This window comes from Klebsiella sp. 2680, from assembly GCF_900198535.1.
Taxonomy (GTDB): domain Bacteria; phylum Pseudomonadota; class Gammaproteobacteria; order Enterobacterales; family Enterobacteriaceae; genus Klebsiella; species Klebsiella indica.
Genome location: NZ_FZNJ01000001.1, coordinates 992,302 through 1,011,423, shown reverse-complemented (window position 1 = coordinate 1,011,423; position 19,122 = coordinate 992,302). Strand labels below are relative to the sequence as shown.

Sequence of the window (19,122 nt, the reverse complement as noted above, 5' to 3'; positions counted from 1 at the left end):
GGAGACAGGACAATGAAACTCGAGTTTTCAATTTATCGCTATAACCCGGATGTTGATGACGCTCCGCGCATGCAGGATTACACCCTGGAGGGCGAAGAAGGGCGCGATATGATGCTGCTGGATGCATTAATTCAGCTTAAAGAAAAAGATCCCAGCCTCTCTTTCCGTCGTTCATGCCGTGAAGGCGTGTGTGGTTCAGATGGCCTGAATATGAACGGTAAAAATGGCCTGGCGTGCATCACGCCGATTTCAGCGCTGAACCAGCCGGGCAAGAAAATTGTGATTCGCCCACTACCCGGTTTACCGGTTATCCGCGACCTGGTGGTAGACATGGGGCAATTCTATGCACAATATGAGAAGATTAAGCCTTATTTATTGAATAATGGGCAAAATCCACCCGCTCGCGAGCATTTGCAGATGCCAGAGCAGCGTGAAAAGCTTGATGGGCTGTATGAGTGTATCCTTTGTGCATGCTGTTCAACTTCGTGCCCGTCCTTCTGGTGGAACCCGGACAAGTTTATTGGTCCGGCGGGCCTGCTGGCCGCGTATCGCTTCCTGATCGACAGCCGCGATACGGAAACCAGCGAGCGCCTCGAAGGATTGAACGATGCATTCAGCGTATTCCGCTGTCATAGCATCATGAACTGCGTCAGCGTATGTCCTAAGGGGCTGAACCCGACGCGCGCCATCGGTCATATTAAGTCGATGTTGTTGCAGCGCAGTGCGTAAGTAACAACGCCGGATGGCGCTGCGCTTATCCGGCCTACGTAACAGTAGGCCCGGTTAGCGTAGCGCCACCGGGCAAATTGCAGAAACCTTTAAAAACTGCCAGATAAGTAAATAATCGAGACGTTCAGCGCGAGACAAGGCGCGGTTGAACGAATTCCCTGGAGCATAGTTGACTATGTGACTGGGGTGAGTGAAAGCCGCAACGCAGTCGCAGCCGGAACGACGAAGATTATTTAGACAGTTTCTAAAGGTTCCTTCGCGAGCCGCTACACAGAGAAGAGCTCGCAAGTGAACCCCGGCACGCACAGCAATGTGCGTGGTAGTATCCATGGCGAAGTAAGCATATAAATGCTTAAGGGATCACGATGCAGAACGGCGCAATGAAAGCCTGGCTGGACTCTTCTTACCTCTCTGGCTCGAACCAGAGCTGGATAGAACAGCTCTATGAAGACTTCTTAACCGATCCTGACTCTGTTGACGCTAACTGGCGTTCTATGTTCCAGCAGTTACCTGGCACCGGAGTCAAACCGGATCAATTCCATTCCAAAACGCGTGATTATTTCCGCCGCCTGGCGAAGGATGCCTCACGTTACACTTCTTCAATTTCCGACCCTGACAGCAATGTCAAGCAGGTGAAAGTCCTGCAGCTCATCAACGCCTACCGCTTCCGTGGTCACCAGCATGCGAATCTCGATCCGCTGGGGCTGTGGCAGCAAGAGCGAGTGGCGGATCTCGATCCGGCATACCACGATCTGACTGAGGCTGATTTTCAGGAAAGCTACAACGTCGGATCTTTTGCCATCGGTAAAGATACGATGAAGCTGGGCGAGTTGATTTCCGCCCTCAGGCAAACCTACTGCGGCTCAATCGGTGCGGAATATATGCACATCACGTCTACCGAAGAAAAACGCTGGATCCAGCAGCGTATTGAGTCGGTAGCAGGAAAAGCGAACTTTAGCGGCGAAGAGAAAAAACGCTTTCTCAGCGAACTGACGGCGGCTGAAGGGCTGGAACGCTACCTCGGCGCGAAATTCCCCGGTGCAAAACGTTTCTCGCTGGAAGGTGGCGACGCGCTGATCCCGATGCTGAAAGAGATTATCCGCCATGCGGGTAAGAGCGGTTCCCGCGAAGTGGTGCTGGGCATGGCGCACCGTGGTCGTCTGAACGTGCTGGTCAACGTGCTGGGTAAAAAACCCCAGGATCTGTTTGATGAATTCTCCGGTAAACATAAAGAGCAACTCGGTACTGGCGATGTGAAGTACCATATGGGCTTCTCGTCCGATATGGAAACCGAAGGTGGCCTGGTGCACCTGGCGCTGGCGTTTAACCCGTCGCACCTGGAGATCGTCAGCCCGGTGGTGATTGGTTCCGTGCGCGCCCGTCTCGACCGTCTGGATGAGCCGAGCAGCAATAAAGTGCTGCCCATTACCATTCACGGCGACGCCGCGGTGACGGGCCAGGGCGTGGTTCAGGAAACCCTGAACATGTCTAAGGCGCGTGGTTACGAAGTGGGCGGCACCGTGCGCATCGTTATCAACAACCAGGTGGGTTTTACCACCTCCAACCCGCTGGATGCGCGCTCCACCCCGTACTGCACCGATATCGGTAAAATGGTACAGGCACCGATTTTCCACGTTAACGCCGATGATCCGGAAGCGGTGGCTTTCGTTACTCGCGTGGCGCTGGACTTCCGCAACACCTTTAAACGCGATGTCTTCATCGACCTGGTGTGCTACCGCCGTCATGGCCATAATGAAGCCGATGAGCCGAGCGCAACTCAGCCGCTGATGTACCAGAAAATCAAAAAACATCCGACCCCGCGCAAAATCTACGCTGATAAGCTGGAAGCGGAAAAGGTCGCGACCCTGGAAGACGCCACTGAAATGGTCAACCTCTACCGCGATGCGCTGGATGCCGGTGAATGCGTGGTCAAAGAGTGGCGTCCGATGAACATGCACTCTTTTACCTGGTCCCCGTATCTCAACCATGAGTGGGATGAGAGCTATCCGGACAAAGTCGAACCTAAACGTTTGCAGGAGCTGGCGAAACGCATCAGTACCGTGCCGGAAGCTGTGGAGATGCAGTCCCGCGTCGCCAAGATTTACGGCGATCGTCAGTCGATGGCCGCTGGCGAGAAGCTGTTCGACTGGGGCGGCGCGGAAACGCTGGCCTACGCCACGCTGGTTGATGAGGGGATTCCGGTGCGTCTGTCTGGCGAGGACTCCGGTCGCGGCACCTTCTTCCACCGTCATGCGGTGATTCATAACCAGGCAAATGGTTCCACGTATACGCCGTTGCAGCACATTCATAACGGTCAGGGCACCTTCCGCGTCTGGGACTCCGTCCTGTCTGAAGAAGCGGTGCTGGCGTTCGAATACGGCTATGCGACCGCTGAACCGCGCACCCTGACCATCTGGGAAGCGCAGTTCGGCGACTTCGCCAACGGCGCGCAGGTGGTGATCGATCAGTTCATCTCCTCCGGCGAGCAGAAATGGGGGCGGATGTGCGGCCTGGTGATGCTGCTGCCGCACGGCTACGAAGGGCAGGGGCCGGAGCACTCCTCCGCGCGTCTGGAACGTTATCTGCAACTTTGCGCTGAGCAGAACATGCAAGTTTGCGTGCCGTCAACGCCGGCGCAGGTTTACCATATGCTGCGCCGTCAGGCGCTGCGCGGTATGCGTCGTCCGCTGATCGTGATGTCGCCGAAATCCTTGCTGCGTCATCCGCTGGCGGTTTCCAGCATGGAGGAACTGGCCAACGGGACTTTCCAGCCCGCAATCGGGGAAATCGACGATCTCGATCCGAAAGCGGTGAAGCGCGTTGTGCTGTGTGCGGGTAAAGTTTATTACGATCTGCTGGAACGCCGCCGTAAAAATGAGCAGAAAGATGTTGCCATTGTGCGTATTGAACAGCTTTATCCGTTCCCGCATCAGGCGGTGCAGGAGGCGCTGAAACCTTACGCGCATGTGCATGATTTTATCTGGTGTCAGGAAGAGCCGCTCAACCAGGGCGCCTGGTACTGTAGCCAGCATCACTTCCGCGAAGTGATTCCGTTTGGGGCTTCTCTGCGTTATGCAGGCCGCCCGGCCTCCGCCTCTCCGGCGGTGGGGTATTTGTCCGTTCACCAGAAACAGCAACAAGATCTGGTCAATGACGCGCTGAACGTCGATTAATTAAAGGATACATAATGAGTAGCGTAGATATTCTGGTTCCCGACCTGCCTGAGTCCGTAGCTGATGCAACGGTTGCAACCTGGCATAAAAAACCGGGCGATGCGGTTGTTCGTGACGAAGTGCTGGTAGAAATCGAAACTGACAAAGTGGTACTGGAAGTACCGGCTTCAGCGGATGGCATTCTGGATGCAGTTATTGAAGATGAAGGCGCCACCGTGCTCTCTCGTCAGATTCTGGGGCGCCTGCGCGAAGGTAACAGCGCGGGCAAAGAGTCCGACGCGAAGGCCGATACCAAAGAATCAACGCCGGCCCAGCGTCAGCAGGCCTCTCTGGAAGAACAAAACAACGATGCGCTGAGTCCGGCGATTCGTCGTCTGCTGGCGGAACATAGCCTTGACGCGTCGGTAATTCAAGGTACCGGCGTGGGTGGCCGTCTCACCCGTGAAGATATTGAAAAATATCTGGCGAGCGTGCCGGCGAAAAAAGAAGAAGCGAAAGCGCCAGAAGCGGCGGTTCCGGCTACACAACTGGGTAACCGTTCTGAAAAACGCGTGCCGATGACCCGTCTGCGCAAGCGCGTAGCCGAACGTCTGCTGGAAGCGAAAAACTCCACCGCGATGCTGACGACGTTCAACGAAGTCAACATGAAGCCGATTATGGATCTGCGCAAGCAGTATGGTGAAGCGTTTGAAAAACGGCACGGTATCCGTCTGGGCTTCATGTCCTTCTACGTGAAAGCGGTGGTTGAAGCGCTGAAACGCTACCCGGAAGTGAACGCCTCCATTGATGGCGACGACGTGGTGTATCACAACTACTTCGATGTCAGCATGGCGGTTTCCACGCCGCGCGGCCTGGTTACCCCGGTTCTGCGTGATGTGGATCTGCTGGGTATGGCGGATATTGAGAAGAAAATTAAAGAGCTGGCAGTGAAAGGGCGTGACGGCAAGCTGACCGTGGATGACCTGACCGGCGGTAACTTCACCATTACTAACGGCGGCGTTTTTGGTTCTCTGATGTCCACGCCAATCATTAACCCACCGCAGAGCGCGATTCTGGGTATGCATGCCATTAAAGATCGTCCGATGGCGGTGAATGGCAAAGTAGAAATTCTGCCAATGATGTATCTGGCGCTCTCCTATGATCACCGTCTGATCGACGGACGCGAATCGGTCGGTTTCCTGGTGGCGATTAAAGAGCTGCTGGAAGATCCGACGCGTCTGTTGCTGGACGTTTAGTCAGCAAGAGTATTACCTACCATAGGCCAGATAAGGCGTTGATGAGATGCCTGATGGCGACGCTGGCGCGTCTTATCAGGCCTACAGGTTTAAAGATAATTATTCCCTGAAGGATGGACAGAACACATGAACTTACATGAATATCAGGCAAAACAACTTTTTGCCCGCTATGGCTTACCGGCGCCGGTGGGTTATGCCTGTGCTACTCCGCGTGAAGCAGAAGAAGCCGCTTCAAAAATCGGCGCGGGCCCGTGGGTAGTTAAATGTCAGGTTCACGCAGGTGGCCGCGGCAAAGCGGGCGGTGTGAAGGTTGTTAACAGTAAAGAAGAGATTCGCGCGTTCGCGGAGCACTGGCTGGGCAAACGTCTGGTGACCTACCAGACAGACGCCAACGGCCAGCCGGTTAACCAGATTCTGGTTGAAGCGGCGACCGATATCGATAAAGAGCTGTACCTGGGCGCGGTTGTTGACCGTAGCTCCCGTCGGGTGGTCTTTATGGCTTCCACCGAAGGCGGCGTGGAGATCGAAAAAGTGGCGGAAGAGACCCCGCACCTGATCCACAAAATCGCCCTCGATCCGCTGGCGGGTCCGATGCCGTATCAGGGGCGCGAGCTGGCGTTCAAACTGGGTCTGGAAGGCAAGCAGGTTCAGCAATTTACGAAGATCTTTATGGGTCTGGCGATCATTTTCCTTGAGCGCGATCTGGCGCTGATCGAAATCAACCCGCTGGTGATCACTAAACAGGGCGATCTGATCTGTCTTGACGGCAAACTGGGCGCTGACGGCAACGCGCTGTTCCGCCAGCCGGATCTGCGCGAAATGCGCGACCAGTCTCAGGAAGACCCGCGTGAAGCCCAGGCGGCGCAGTGGGAACTGAACTATGTTGCGCTGGACGGCAACATCGGCTGCATGGTTAACGGAGCCGGTCTGGCGATGGGCACGATGGACATCGTTAAGCTGCACGGCGGCGAACCGGCTAACTTCCTCGACGTAGGCGGCGGCGCGACCAAAGAGCGCGTGACCGAAGCGTTCAAAATCATCCTCTCCGATGACAACGTGAAAGCGGTTCTGGTTAACATCTTCGGCGGTATTGTTCGTTGCGATCTGATTGCTGACGGTATCATCGGCGCGGTTGCTGAAGTGGGCGTTAACGTACCGGTGGTTGTCCGTCTGGAAGGCAACAACGCCGAACTGGGCGCGAAAAAATTGGCTGACAGCGGCCTGAATATTATTGCAGCGAAAAGTCTGACGGATGCAGCTCAGCAGGTTGTTGCCGCAGTGGAGGGGAAATAATGTCTGTTTTAATCGATAAAAACACCAAGGTTATCTGCCAGGGCTTTACCGGTAGCCAGGGGACTTTCCACTCCGAACAGGCGATTGCTTATGGTACGCAGATGGTGGGCGGCGTCACGCCAGGCAAAGGCGGCACCACGCATCTGGGTCTGCCGGTGTTCAATACCGTGCGTGAAGCGGTAGAGGCCACTGGCGCCACCGCAACGGTTATCTACGTTCCGGCGCCGTTCTGCAAGGACTCCATTCTGGAAGCTGTCGACGCGGGCATCAAACTGATTATCACCATCACCGAAGGTATCCCGACGCTGGATATGCTGACGGTGAAAGTGAAGCTTGACGAAGCGGGCGTGCGCATGATCGGGCCGAACTGCCCAGGTGTAATCACCCCAGGCGAATGCAAAATCGGCATCATGCCGGGCCACATCCACCAGCCGGGCAAAGTGGGTATCGTGTCCCGTTCCGGTACGCTGACCTATGAAGCGGTTAAGCAGACCACTGACTACGGTTTTGGCCAGTCCACCTGTGTGGGCATCGGCGGCGACCCGATTCCGGGCTCTAACTTTATCGATATCCTGAAACTGTTCGAGGAAGATCCGCAGACTGAAGCGATCGTGATGATCGGTGAGATCGGCGGTAGCGCGGAAGAAGAGGCGGCGGCCTACATCAAAGATCACGTAACCAAACCGGTTGTTGGTTACATCGCGGGCGTTACCGCGCCGAAAGGCAAGCGTATGGGTCACGCAGGCGCGATTATCGCGGGTGGTAAAGGGACGGCGGATGAGAAATTCGCCGCGCTGGAAGCTGCAGGCGTGAAAACCGTCCGTAGCCTGGCGGATATCGGCGAAGCGCTGAAAACTGTCATTAAGTCATAAGTAAAAAAACAGCCCTGATTGTCTGCATGGTCAAGGGCTGGTTCAGTTTCGACATGGTTGGCCATCTGATGATGGCCTTTTTTGTTTTTAATTCATTTAGTTACCACTAAACTCCACGCTTTTTGCTCTACGTCAGGCTGCATGTGCGTCGGCCGGGCTGTGACTCATCTCATTGATGCGGACCGTTGCTTTGCCGCGTGATTAGGCCTGCGACCTCACTCCTTCGTAGCCAGCGCAGTTCAACACGGTTAACCGTTTTGTCATGCAACACGAATTCTTTAGGGGATATATTTATCCTGCCAGATTAATTACGCAAAATTATGGATAATAACAGCACGTTCGGAAATTTATGGTTTACCGTAGCCTACTCAGACAATATCCTGGATTGATTATCTCTCCCTATAATTATTTAGCGCGTTGATGAGATTAAATAGAGGCGAATATTTTGGGCTGATGATTGTGACCCGTTAATTGACATGCATGATTGTAGTGAACAGTTTTCTCTTTTAGTCTATTTTTCTGCGTGTGATTGTTCGCTTGTATAGTATTAAAATCATTATATATCATATGGTTATGTTTCTTATTGGTATTTATCGGTCAGTGCGAGCGATAAATAGACTATCGTCTGTATCATTTTTTCTCCTGATAACTTCCTCTAGACTTTAAGCTGTTGATACGTTGACTGTGGCGTATTTGGATCATCAGTGATTTATCGTAAACCATTTTTGTTCTACGCCTTCCATTACTCAGGTGATAAGCGCTGAATACAATGTGACCTGGAGGGGGAGGGCAAATCGCGACAGATGAGGAAAAAGGGCTTTGCTGAACGCAGGCCAGAGGCAGAACGTTGCGCGGCACCGGGGCAAGAAAGGCGGTCATGCAGCGCATTTACTTGATAATGAGATAGTTACTTAGCTGTGTTAACTTAAAGTGAATGCAATGATAAATAATATAAACAAAAAAATATATGGTGTTAACTTGATAAAAAAAATCTGTGAACTATATAGTCTTTTACGTTTATGGCTGATTTAACTCACCGCCCTTTCTGCCATTAAATTCCGCTCCGAAATTGAATAGATGGACTATCATTTTTAGTAACTGACGACACTCTTGAAAAACATATCGTTAACCAGCGTGCTACCTATGACGCACATGGTAAACATAATTAACATTTAAAGTGAAAATTGATTTATATCAATGTTTAAAGCTTGGAAATAAATGCGAAATGGAGTTAAATTGTTGCGGATCAAATTGACCAAATCAGGGTGTTTTCGCTATAAATTGATCGCTGTCGAAAATTGCAAATTTATCACAATAAAAACCTATTTATTGTAAGGGTTTTGCAGCGTAATATAATCACGGGATCAATTTGGGTGTTTTGTTAACATGTTTGTAACTTTCCAGCACTGCCGTTTTCTTGACTAAGAAGAGGGTGTGAAGAAAAGAAGCAAATACATTTGTATTGGGGCATGCGTGTGACCCTTTCTAACGGGGTTCACTCTCGGAGTCTTCATGCGATGAGCAAGGAGTCATGATGTTAGATATAGTCGAACTGTCGCGCTTACAGTTTGCCTTGACCGCGATGTACCACTTCCTTTTTGTGCCGCTGACGCTGGGTATGGCGTTCCTGCTGGCCATCATGGAAACGGTTTACGTCCTTTCCGGCAAACAGATTTATAAAGATATGACCAAATTCTGGGGCAAGTTGTTTGGTATCAACTTCGCCCTGGGTGTGGCAACCGGTCTGACCATGGAGTTCCAGTTCGGGACTAACTGGTCTTACTACTCTCACTACGTCGGTGATATCTTCGGTGCGCCGCTGGCCATTGAAGGTCTGATGGCTTTCTTCCTCGAATCTACCTTTGTCGGTCTGTTCTTCTTCGGTTGGGATCGTCTTGGCAAAGTTCAGCACATGGCTGTTACCTGGCTGGTGGCGCTGGGGTCGAACCTGTCGGCGTTGTGGATCCTCGTCGCTAACGGCTGGATGCAGAATCCTATCGCGTCGGATTTCAACTTTGAAACCATGCGTATGGAGATGGTCAGCTTCTCCGAGCTGGTGCTGAACCCGGTGGCTCAGGTGAAATTCGTTCACACCGTGGCATCTGGCTATGTGACCGGCGCGATGTTCATCCTTGGCATCAGTGCCTGGTATATGCTCAAAGGCCGTGATTTCGCCTTTGCGAAGCGTTCCTTCGCCATCGCAGCCAGCTTTGGTATGGCGGCAGTTCTCTCTGTTATCGTCCTCGGTGATGAATCCGGTTATGAAATGGGTGATGTGCAGAAAACCAAACTGGCGGCAATCGAAGCGGAATGGGATACTCAGCCGGCTCCGGCGTCCTTTACTCTGTTTGGTATTCCCGATCAGGATGCACAAGAGAACCACTTTTCGATTCAGATCCCTTATGCGTTGGGTATTATCGCGACCCGCTCCGTGGATAAGCAGGTGACTGGCCTGAAAGATCTGATGGCGCAGCACCAACAGCGTATCCGTAACGGGATGAAAGCCTACTCGCTGCTGGAACAACTGCGTGCGGGGTCTACCGATCCAGCCGTTCGCGATGAATTTAACAACGTGAAAAAAGACCTCGGTTATGGTCTGCTGCTGAAACGCTATACCGACAATATTCCTCAAGCTACGGAAGCGCAGATCGCGCAGGCGACCAAAGATTCGATTCCTCGCGTCGCGCCGCTGTACTTTGCTTTCCGTATTATGGTGGCGTGCGGCGTGCTTATGCTGTTGATTATCGGCGCGTCCTTCTGGACCGTGATTCGTAACCGCATTGGCGAGAAAAAATGGCTGTTACGTGCTGCGTTCTACGCTTTGCCACTGCCATGGATTGCCGTTGAAGCAGGATGGTTTGTTGCTGAATATGGCCGCCAGCCGTGGGCTATCGGTGAAGTATTACCGACGGCGGTCGCCAATTCGTCACTGACGGCGGGTGACCTGATCTTCTCCATGGTACTGATCTGCGGTCTGTATACCCTGTTCCTGGTGGCTGAGCTTTTCCTGATGTTCAAGTTCGCCCGTAAAGGACCAAGCAGCCTGAAAACCGGTCGCTATCACTTTGAACAGTCCTCCGCGGCTATTCAGTCGGCACGCTAAGACAGGAGTCGTCAAATGATCGATTATGAAGTATTGCGTTTTATCTGGTGGCTGCTGATCGGCATTTTGCTAATCGGTTTTGCTGTCGCCGATGGCTTCGACATGGGGGTGGGCATGCTCACCCGCTTTCTGGGTCGTAATGACACCGAGCGTCGAATTATGATTAACTCCATCGCCCCGCACTGGGACGGTAACCAGGTGTGGCTGATCACTGCCGGTGGCGCGCTGTTCGCCGCCTGGCCGATGGTCTACGCCGCTGCGTTTTCCGGTTTCTATGTGGCGATGATCCTCGTGCTGGCGTCTTTATTCTTCCGTCCGGTGGGTTTTGACTATCGCTCGAAGATTGAAGACACCCGCTGGCGTAATATGTGGGACTGGGGCATCTTTGTCGGCAGCTTTGTCCCGCCACTGGTGATTGGCGTGGCTTTCGGCAACCTGCTGCAGGGCGTACCGTTCCACATCGACGAATACCTGCGTCTGTATTACACCGGTAATTTCTTCCAGTTGCTCAACCCGTTTGGTCTGCTGGCTGGGATTGTCAGCGTGGCGATGATCCTGACTCAAGGGGCGACCTACCTGCAAATGCGTACCGTTGGCGAACTGCACCTGCGTACTCGCACCGTCTCAACGGTTGCGGCGCTGGTCACCCTGGTCTGCTTCGTGCTGGCGGGCGTGTGGGTCTACTATGGCATTGATGGTTATGTGGTGAAGTCCGTACTGGACCACACTGGCCCATCTAACCCGTTGACCAAAGAGGTCACACGGGAGGCGGGTGCCTGGATGGTGAACTTTAACCGTATACCTGCGCTGTGGATTATTCCGGCTCTGGGCGTGGTGCTTCCGCTGTTGACTGCCCTTAGCACTAAGGCAGATAAAGGCGCGCTGGCGTTTCTGTTCTCTTCATTGACGCTGGCCTGCATTATTCTGACTGCCGGTATCGCGATGTTCCCGTTCATCATGCCGTCCAGCACGGAATTGAACGCGAGCCTGACCATGTGGGACGCGACCTCCAGCCAGAGAACGCTGAACCTGATGACATACGTGGCGATTGTCTTCGTGCCAATTATTCTGGCCTACACCACCTGGTGTTACTGGAAAATGTTTGGCCGCATCACGCGTGACGACATCGAAAAGAACACCCATTCGCTGTACTAAGGTAAGGAGCTATATATGTGGTATTTCGCATGGATTTTGGGAACGCTTCTTGCCTGTGCTTTTGGGGTGATTACCGCGCTAGCGCTTGAGCACGTGGAAGCCACCAAAGCAGGTAAAGAAGAACACTGATGAGTATTATCGTGATGCGATATACGAAATCATTCGGGTTGCATCGAGGCGGCAAGTCTGTGAATCCCCAGGAGCTTACACAAGTAAGTGACTGGGGTAAGCAGACGTAGCCAACAAAGAGGCGTCGTGAATGATAAAGTATATGTATGCGATAATGGACAAGCGCCCGTTAAGGGCGCTTTCCTTATTGATGGCGCTGCTGTTAGCGGGCTGCATCTTCTGGGACCCGTCGCGTTTTGCGGCAAAAACCAGCGAGCTGGAGATCTGGCACGGTTTCCTGCTGATGTGGGCCGTTTGTGCGGGTGTGATCCACGGCGTGGGTTTTCGCCCGCGAACCATTCACTGGCAGGGAATTTTTTGTCCACTTATCGCTGATATTGTGCTCGTTTTGGGCCTGTTCTTTTTCTTCTTTTGAATAAGAAGTTTCTGGTAACTGTATGGGCTTGCATAAGCCCATAAAAATTTACTCGTCGTTTACTTTCCCCCATTCCAAACCACGATTGCCGCGCGTATAGTAGCGAAGTTTGAAAGCACTAACCTTTTGTTGCATTACCGGGATGTAAAGTGAATACAACGCTGTTTCGATGGCCGGTTCGGGTCTATTACGAAGACACCGATGCCGGTGGTGTGGTTTACCACGCCAGCTATGTCGCTTTTTATGAAAGAGCACGCACAGAGATGCTGCGCCACCATCACTTCAGCCAACAGGTTTTGCTGGCTGAACGAGTTGCCTTTGTGGTTCGCAAAATGACTGTGGAATATTTTGCGCCCGCCAGACTCGACGACATGCTTGAAATCCAGACGGAGATCACCTCAATGCGAGGCGCTTGTCTGGTATTCACGCAGCGAATCGTCAACGCCGAGAATGTCGTTTTGAATGAAGCAGAGGTTCTTATCGTGTGCGTTGATCCACTCTTAATGAAGCCTCGTGCGCTTCCCAAGTCTATTGTCGCGGAGTTTAAGCAGTGACTGACATGAATATCCTTGATTTGTTCCTGAAGGCGAGCCTTCTGGTTAAACTTATCATGTTGATTTTGATTGGTTTTTCTATCGCTTCCTGGGCCATCATTATTCAGAGAACGCGTATTCTCAATTCAGCGTCGCGTGAAGCGGAGGCATTTGAAGATAAGTTCTGGTCCGGTATTGAACTTTCTCGTCTGTATCAGGAGAGCCAGGGACGTCGTGATAATTTGACGGGGTCGGAACAAATCTTCTATAGCGGTTTCAAAGAATTTGTTCGCCTGCATCGTGCGAACAGCCATGCGCCGGAAGCGATTGTTGAAGGCGCCTCGCGTGCCATGCGTATTTCAATGAATCGCGAACTGGAAAGCCTGGAGACGCATATTCCGTTCCTCGGCACGGTGGGGTCGATCAGCCCTTATATCGGGCTGTTTGGCACCGTGTGGGGGATCATGCATGCCTTTATCGCGCTGGGTGCGGTAAAACAAGCGACGCTGCAAATGGTTGCGCCGGGGATCGCTGAAGCGCTCATCGCCACGGCAATTGGTCTTTTTGCCGCAATTCCGGCGGTGATGGCCTATAACCGCCTGAATCAGCGTGTGAACAAAATTGAACTCAACTACGACAACTTTATGGAAGAGTTCACCGCCATTCTGCACCGTCAGGCGTTTACCAGCAGCGAAAGCAATAAGGGGTAAGCCATGGCCAGAGCACGTGGACGCGGGCGTCGCGAACTGAAGTCCGAGATCAATATCGTTCCGCTGCTGGATGTTCTGTTGGTGCTGTTGCTGATCTTTATGGCGACTGCGCCGATCATTACGCAGAGCGTAGAGGTCGACCTGCCGGACGCAACGGAATCGCAAACGGTGAAAAGCAACGACGATCCGCCAGTGATCGTTGAAGTTTCCGGTGTTGGGCAGTATAGCGTGAAAGTGGGCGCTGAGACGCTGTCGCAACTGCCGCCGGAACAGGTGATTGCCGAAGCCAGGCGCCGACTTGAGGCGAATGAAAAAACGGTGTTCCTGATTGGTGGCGCCAAAGAGGTGCCCTACGATGAGATTATTAAAGCGCTTAACCTGTTGCACAGCGCAGGGGTTAAATCGGTTGGCTTGATGACTAAGCCGATCTAATCGCTCGGGATATACACGCCCGCCAGAATGTTGACTATGGGACGAAACCGTTTCGTGGTCGGCATAGTATAACGGGAACAGGCGAACAGTTTTTGGGAACCGATAGTGTCAAAGGCAACCGAACAAAACGACAAGCTTAAACGAGCGATCATCGTTTCAGTCGCGCTGCATATCGTATTGATAGCGTTACTGATCTGGAGTTCGTTTGACGAGCATCTGGATACATCAGCCGGCGGCGGCGGTGGTTCTTCTATTGACGCGGTAATGGTTGATCCGGGCGCGGTCGTGGATAACTACAACCGCGAGCAGCAGCAGCAGGCCAGCGCCCGCCGCGCCGCTGAACAGCGTGAAAAGCAGGCTCAACAGCAGGCGGAAGAGTTACGTGAAAAGCAGGCAGCCGAGCAGGAGCGGCTAAAACAGCTGGAACAAGAACGTCTGCAGGCGCAGGAAGCGGCTAAAGAAGCGAAAGAACAGCAGAAGCAGGCCGAAGAAGCGGCGGCCAAAGCTGCCGCTGAAGCGAAGGCGAAAGCGGACGCGCAGGCGAAAGCGGCGCAGGAAGCCGCCGCCAAAGCCGCAGTGGATGCGAAAGCGAAGGCGGAAGCCCAGGCGAAAGCAGCAGCGGCCGCGGCGGCCAAAGCCGCGGCTGATGCGAAGAAACAGGCCGAAGCGGAAGCGGCGAAAGCGGCTGCGGATGCGCAGAAGAAAGCCGAAGCTGAGGCGGCGAAGAAAGCTCAGCAGGAAGCCGAGAAGAAAGCGCAGCAACAGGCGGAGAAAAAAGCTCAACAGGAAGCGGCTAAACAGGCTGCAGCAGAAAAAGCGGCAGCAGAAAAAGCCGCCGCGCAGAAAGCTGCCGCCGAAAAAGCCGCCGCTGAGAAAGCCGCCGCTGCTAAAGCGGCTGCGGCAGAGAAGGCCGCTGCTGAGAAAGCGGCTAAAGCCGCTGCAGCTAAAGCCGCCGCCGCGAAGAAAGCCGCTGCGGCGAAAGAAGCCACTGGCGTTGACGATCTCCTTGGCGACCTGAGCTCCGGTAAGAATGCGCCGAAATCGGGCGGGGGCGCTAAAGGGAAGGGGCTGCCTTCCAAAGATTCAGGAACTTCTGGCGCAAACGGCGGTGATAACGGGGCTGACATAAGTGCCTATGCCAGGCAAATTCAGGTTGCGATTCAGCGTCGTCTGTATGATGCAAGTCTGTATCAGGGCAAACGGTGCGTATTGCATATAAACCTTGCACCCGACGGCACTTTAAAGGACATAACGTCTGAGGGCGGCGATCCTTCGCTTTGCCAGGCTGCGTTGACCGCCGCGAGAACTGCGACTATTCCTAAACCGCCAAGTCAGGCTGTTTATGAAAAAATAAAAAATGCGACACTGGACTTTAAATTGTAGTGATCTTCCCCGCTTCGGCGGGGAAAAACCAATCTCTGTCGTCACGGGGTTTTGGTAGTTTTGTGTATTTGAGTTTGTTAACATTCTGCTAAATTATCATGGGTTTTCAGCCCGGATAAGGGAGATATGATGAAGCAGGCATTACGAGTAGCATTTGGTTTTTTAATGCTGTGGGCGGCGGTGTTGCACGCAGAAGTCCGTATCGAGATAACCCAGGGGGTTGACTCGGCGCGCCCGATCGGCGTTGTGCCGTTCCAGTGGGCGGGGCAGGGTGCCGCGCCGGCGGATGTGGGGGGGATCGTGGCGGCTGACCTGCGCAATAGCGGCAAGTTTAACCCGCTGGATCGCTCTCGCCTGCCTCAGCAGCCGGGTAGCGCTCAGGAAGTGCAGCCTGCGGCATGGTCTGCGCTGGGTATTGACGCCGTGGTTGTCGGCCAGGTGACGCAAAACCCGGACGGTTCTTACAACGTGGCATATCAGCTGGTTGATACCGGCGGCGCGCCGGGTACCGTGCTGGCGCAGAACACATTTAAAGTGACTAAACAGTATCTGCGCTATGCGGCGCATGCTGCCAGCGATGCGGTATTTGAGAAGCTGACCGGCATTAAGGGCGCCTTCCGTACCCGTATCGCATACGTTGTGCAGACCAACGGCGGCCAGTTCCCGTATGAGCTGCGCGTATCCGATTACGATGGCTACAACCAGTTTCTTGTCAAGCGTTCAAGCCAGCCGCTGATGTCTCCGGCCTGGTCTCCGGATGGCTCCAAACTGGCTTACGTTACCTTCGAAAGCGGTCGTTCGGCGCTGGTAATTCAGACGCTGGCTAACGGCTCAGTTCGTCAGGTTGCGTCGTTCCCGCGTCATAACGGCGCGCCCGCGTTCTCCCCGGACGGCAGCAAACTGGCTTTCGCCCTGTCGAAAACGGGTAGCCTGAACCTGTACGTGATGGATCTTGCTTCGGGTCAGATTCGTCAGGTGACCGATGGTCGCAGTAATAACACCGAGCCAAGCTGGTTCCCGGATAGCCAGAACCTGGCCTTTACTTCCGACCAGGCCGGTCGTCCGCAGGTGTATAAAGTCAATATTAATGGCGGCACGCCGCAGCGCATTACCTGGGAAGGGTCGCAAAACCAGGATGCGGACGTGAGCGCTGATGGTAAAACGATGGTAATGGTAAGCTCGGCCAATGGTCAGCAGCACATTGCTAAACAAGATCTGGAAACGGGTGCTGTGCAGGTTCTCACATCAACGTTTTTGGATGAAACGCCAAGTCTGGCACCTAACGGCACTATGGTAATCTACAGCTCTTCTCAGGGGATGGGTTCCGTGCTGAATCTGGTTTCTACAGATGGGCGTTTCAAGGCGCGTCTTCCGGCAACTGATGGACAGGTTAAATCACCTGCCTGGTCGCCGTATCTGTGATAATAAATAATTGATTACTAAAGGAATCAAATAAATGCAACTGAACAAAGTGCTGAAAGGGCTGTTGATCGCTCTGCCGGTTATGGCAATCGCGGCATGTTCTTCTCATAAGAACGCCAGCAACGACCAGAGCGGTGAAGGCATGCTGGGTGCCGGCACTGGTATGGACGGTAACGCTAACGGCGGCAACATGTCTTCCGAAGAGCAGGCTCGTCTGCAGATGCAGCAACTGCAGCAGAACAATATCGTTTACTTCGATCTGGATAAATACGATATCCGTTCTGACTTCGCTGCAATGCTGGACGCGCATGCTAATTTCCTGCGTAGCAACCCATCCTATAAAGTGACTATTGAAGGTCACGCGGATGAACGTGGTACGCCGGAATACAACATCGCTCTGGGTGAGCGTCGTGCTAACGCCGTTAAGATGTATCTGCAGGGCAAAGGTGTCTCTGCTGACCAGATGTCCATCGTTTCTTACGGTAAAGAAAAACCTGCAGTACTGGGTCATGACGAAGCGGCTTACGCCAAAAACCGTCGCGCCGTACTGGTTTACTAAGAGAATTGCATGAGCAGTAACTTCAGACATCATCTGTTGAGTCTGTCGTTACTGGTTGGCATAGCGGCCCCCTGGGCCGCTTTTGCTCAGGCGCCAATCAGTAGTGTCGGCTCAGGCTCGGTCGAAGACCGCGTCACTCAACTTGAGCGTATTTCTAATGCTCACAGCCAGCTTTTAACCCAACTCCAGCAACAGCTTTCTGATAACCAGTCCGATATCGACTCCCTGCGCGGTCAAATTCAGGAAAATCAATATCAACTGAATCAGGTTGTTGAGCGCCAGAAGCAGATCCTGCAACAGATTGACGGACTGAGTAGCGGTGGCGCAGCTGCGGGGGGACAGCCCTCAGCAGCGGCGCAGGGGGCGGCAGCCCCTCAGACTGCGCCTGCGGCCTCCTCAGGCGTTCCGGTGCAAACGGGAGATGCAAATACCGATTACAATGCGGCTATCGCCCTGGTGAGGGATTCTTCCCGCCAGAACGATGCGATGGCAGCGTTTCAGAATTTCATTAAGAAGTACCCTGATTCAACTTATCAACCAAATGCCAACTACTGGCTTGGTCAGCTGAATTATAACCAGGGGAAAAAAGATGACGCGGCGTACTATTTTGCTTCTGTGGTCAAAAAATACCCGAAATCCCCGAAGGCACCCGATGCGATGTTTAAAGTTGGGGTAATTATGCAGGACAAAGGTGATACTGCAAAAGCGAAGGCGGTTTATCAGCAAGTGATCAGTAAATATCCTGGCACCGATGGCGCGAAACAAGCGCAAAAACGCCTTAACGCCCTGGGATGATTATGCCATGACCAGAAATCGCGTTATTTCTGGTCTTGTCGCATGAATCCTAAGCAGTTAAGTGATCTTTCTCTAAATTCTTGTTGCGCTGAATTCTGAAATCAGTAATATATGCCGCCGTTGCCAGGGGATATCAAACAAGCCCCAGGCGACAGAAAAGAGTGGGTCGTTAGCTCAGTTGGTAGAGCAGTTGACTTTTAATCAATTGGTCGCAGGTTCGAATCCTGCACGACCCACCAATTGTTCTGGTGGAACGCGAGAGTAAAACGTAAAGGATAATGTTGCGTCAGCAACAGCCCGTAGGGCGAGGCGAAGCCGAGTCATCCTGCACGACTCACCACTAAAAGATGTATCCAGCGCAGTATCGGGTGATTAGCTCAGCTGGGAGAGCACCTCCCTTACAAGGAGGGGGTCGGCGGTTCGATCCCGTCATCACCCACCACTCGGGTCGTTAGCTCAGTTGGTAGAGCAGTTGACTTTTAATCAATTGGTCGCAGGTTCGAATCCTGCACGACCCACCAATTATTCTGGTGGAACGCGAAAGTAAAGCGTAAAGAATAACGTTGCGCGAGTAACGGCACGAAAGGCAAGGCGAAGCCGGGTCATCCTGCACCACCGCCAGGGTTAGATTGGTAGCAAGTAAAATCTTTCAGGTAACACCCATATGGGTCGTTAGCTCAGTTGGTAGAGCAGTTGACTTTTAATCAATTGGTCGCAGGTTCGAATCCTGCACGACCCACCAGTTTTAAAGGTGGTTACTGGTAGAGAACGTGAAGGATAACGTTGCGTCAGCAGCGGCCCGAAGGGCGAGGCGAAGCCGAGTCATCCTGCACGACCCACCATCCTGAATGATTAAAGCAGTAAAATCCCGCAAGGGGTCGTTAGCTCAGTTGGTAGAGCAGTTGACTTTTAATCAATTGGTCGCAGGTTCGAATCCTGCACGACCCACCAATGTAAAAAGGCGCCCTAAAGGCGCTTTTTTGCTATCTGCGATGTATAAGATTCGAACCTGCGGCAGATTCGGGCTGACAAAATAGTCGGGAACAAATTTGCACAACGCGTTGCGTTGCCCGAAGGGCGAGCGAAGCGAGTCATCCTCAGAAGTTCAGGACGGTAACCCTGCCGACAAATATCATTCATTGCCCGACTAACAGGGCCAGACATGGCTCATCAGAATCAACGGT

General features: G+C 53.1%; 16 protein-coding genes and 5 tRNA genes. All 21 read left to right on the top strand.

Annotated elements, in window-relative coordinates; genetic code table 11:
* The first annotated feature begins 12 nt into the window (after nucleotides 1-12).
* The 21 genes from sdhB (at nucleotide 13) to FN037_RS04745 (ending at nucleotide 18,889) form a co-directional block, all read left to right on the top strand.
* Nucleotides 13-729, top strand: coding sequence for a succinate dehydrogenase iron-sulfur subunit SdhB (sdhB, locus tag FN037_RS04845; protein WP_138360652.1), 717 nt, complete (start codon nucleotides 13-15; stop codon nucleotides 727-729).
* A 365-nt stretch (nucleotides 730-1,094) separates the two neighbouring features.
* Entirely contained in the window at nucleotides 1,095-3,902 is a 2,808-nt protein-coding gene (gene sucA / locus FN037_RS04840) for a 2-oxoglutarate dehydrogenase E1 component (RefSeq protein WP_142501653.1), read from the top strand.
* A 14-nt stretch (nucleotides 3,903-3,916) separates the two neighbouring features.
* Nucleotides 3,917-5,137 (top strand): 2-oxoglutarate dehydrogenase complex dihydrolipoyllysine-residue succinyltransferase, encoded by a 1,221-nt coding sequence (gene odhB, locus FN037_RS04835; protein WP_142501652.1) that lies wholly within the window; start codon nucleotides 3,917-3,919, stop codon nucleotides 5,135-5,137.
* A 126-nt stretch (nucleotides 5,138-5,263) separates the two neighbouring features.
* Nucleotides 5,264-6,430, top strand: a complete 1,167-nt coding sequence (sucC, locus tag FN037_RS04830) for an ADP-forming succinate--CoA ligase subunit beta (RefSeq protein ID WP_142501651.1) — start codon at nucleotides 5,264-5,266, stop codon at nucleotides 6,428-6,430.
* Entirely contained in the window at nucleotides 6,430-7,302 is an 873-nt protein-coding gene (gene sucD / locus FN037_RS04825) for a succinate--CoA ligase subunit alpha (protein WP_138360648.1), read from the top strand. Before sucC ends, sucD begins: the two co-directional genes overlap by 1 nt.
* 1,534 nt (nucleotides 7,303-8,836) lie before the next feature.
* Nucleotides 8,837-10,405, top strand: coding sequence for a cytochrome ubiquinol oxidase subunit I (cydA, locus tag FN037_RS04820; protein ID WP_138360740.1), 1,569 nt, complete (start codon nucleotides 8,837-8,839; stop codon nucleotides 10,403-10,405).
* Nucleotides 10,406-10,420: 15 nt separating this feature from the next.
* Nucleotides 10,421-11,560 carry a cytochrome d ubiquinol oxidase subunit II gene (gene cydB, locus FN037_RS04815; RefSeq protein WP_138360647.1) on the top strand — a complete coding sequence of 380 codons (1,140 nt, stop codon included), beginning with the start codon at nucleotides 10,421-10,423 and terminating at the stop codon, nucleotides 11,558-11,560.
* Nucleotides 11,561-11,575: 15 nt separating this feature from the next.
* Entirely contained in the window at nucleotides 11,576-11,689 is a 114-nt protein-coding gene (gene cydX / locus FN037_RS04810) for a cytochrome bd-I oxidase subunit CydX (protein ID WP_004100325.1), read from the top strand.
* 130 nt (nucleotides 11,690-11,819) lie between these two features.
* Entirely contained in the window at nucleotides 11,820-12,104 is a 285-nt protein-coding gene (ybgE, locus tag FN037_RS04805) for a cyd operon protein YbgE (RefSeq protein WP_138360646.1), read from the top strand.
* A gap of 149 nt (nucleotides 12,105-12,253) precedes the next feature.
* Nucleotides 12,254-12,658 (top strand): tol-pal system-associated acyl-CoA thioesterase, encoded by a 405-nt coding sequence (ybgC, locus tag FN037_RS04800; protein WP_138360645.1) that lies wholly within the window; start codon nucleotides 12,254-12,256, stop codon nucleotides 12,656-12,658.
* Nucleotides 12,655-13,347 (top strand): Tol-Pal system protein TolQ, encoded by a 693-nt coding sequence (gene tolQ, locus FN037_RS04795; protein ID WP_138360644.1) that lies wholly within the window; start codon nucleotides 12,655-12,657, stop codon nucleotides 13,345-13,347. The genes ybgC and tolQ overlap by 4 nt, the downstream gene beginning before the upstream one ends.
* 3 nt (nucleotides 13,348-13,350) lie before the next feature.
* Nucleotides 13,351-13,779, top strand: a complete 429-nt coding sequence (gene tolR / locus FN037_RS04790) for a colicin uptake protein TolR (protein ID WP_138360643.1) — start codon at nucleotides 13,351-13,353, stop codon at nucleotides 13,777-13,779.
* Nucleotides 13,780-13,884: 105 nt separating this feature from the next.
* The gene (gene tolA, locus FN037_RS04785) at nucleotides 13,885-15,162 is read left to right on the top strand and encodes a cell envelope integrity protein TolA (protein ID WP_142501650.1); all 1,278 of its coding nucleotides are present in this window, start codon (nucleotides 13,885-13,887) and stop codon (nucleotides 15,160-15,162) included.
* 129 nt (nucleotides 15,163-15,291) lie between these two features.
* Complete coding sequence (gene tolB / locus FN037_RS04780) at nucleotides 15,292-16,584, top strand: Tol-Pal system beta propeller repeat protein TolB (protein ID WP_142501649.1); 1,293 nt, start codon at nucleotides 15,292-15,294, stop codon at nucleotides 16,582-16,584.
* A gap of 34 nt (nucleotides 16,585-16,618) precedes the next feature.
* Complete coding sequence (pal, locus tag FN037_RS04775; RefSeq protein ID WP_138360641.1) at nucleotides 16,619-17,143, top strand: peptidoglycan-associated lipoprotein Pal; 525 nt, start codon at nucleotides 16,619-16,621, stop codon at nucleotides 17,141-17,143.
* Between the two features lie 9 nt (nucleotides 17,144-17,152).
* Entirely contained in the window at nucleotides 17,153-17,938 is a 786-nt protein-coding gene (gene cpoB / locus FN037_RS04770) for a cell division protein CpoB (protein ID WP_138360640.1), read from the top strand.
* Between the two features lie 163 nt (nucleotides 17,939-18,101).
* A tRNA-Lys gene (locus FN037_RS04765) sits at nucleotides 18,102-18,177 on the top strand.
* A 127-nt stretch (nucleotides 18,178-18,304) separates the two neighbouring features.
* Nucleotides 18,305-18,380, top strand: a tRNA-Val gene (locus tag FN037_RS04760).
* A 3-nt stretch (nucleotides 18,381-18,383) separates the two neighbouring features.
* A tRNA-Lys gene (locus FN037_RS04755) sits at nucleotides 18,384-18,459 on the top strand.
* A 145-nt stretch (nucleotides 18,460-18,604) separates the two neighbouring features.
* A tRNA-Lys gene (locus FN037_RS04750) sits at nucleotides 18,605-18,680 on the top strand.
* 133 nt (nucleotides 18,681-18,813) lie between these two features.
* Nucleotides 18,814-18,889: transfer RNA gene (locus FN037_RS04745), tRNA-Lys, on the top strand.
* The last annotated feature ends 233 nt before the right edge of the window (nucleotides 18,890-19,122 follow it).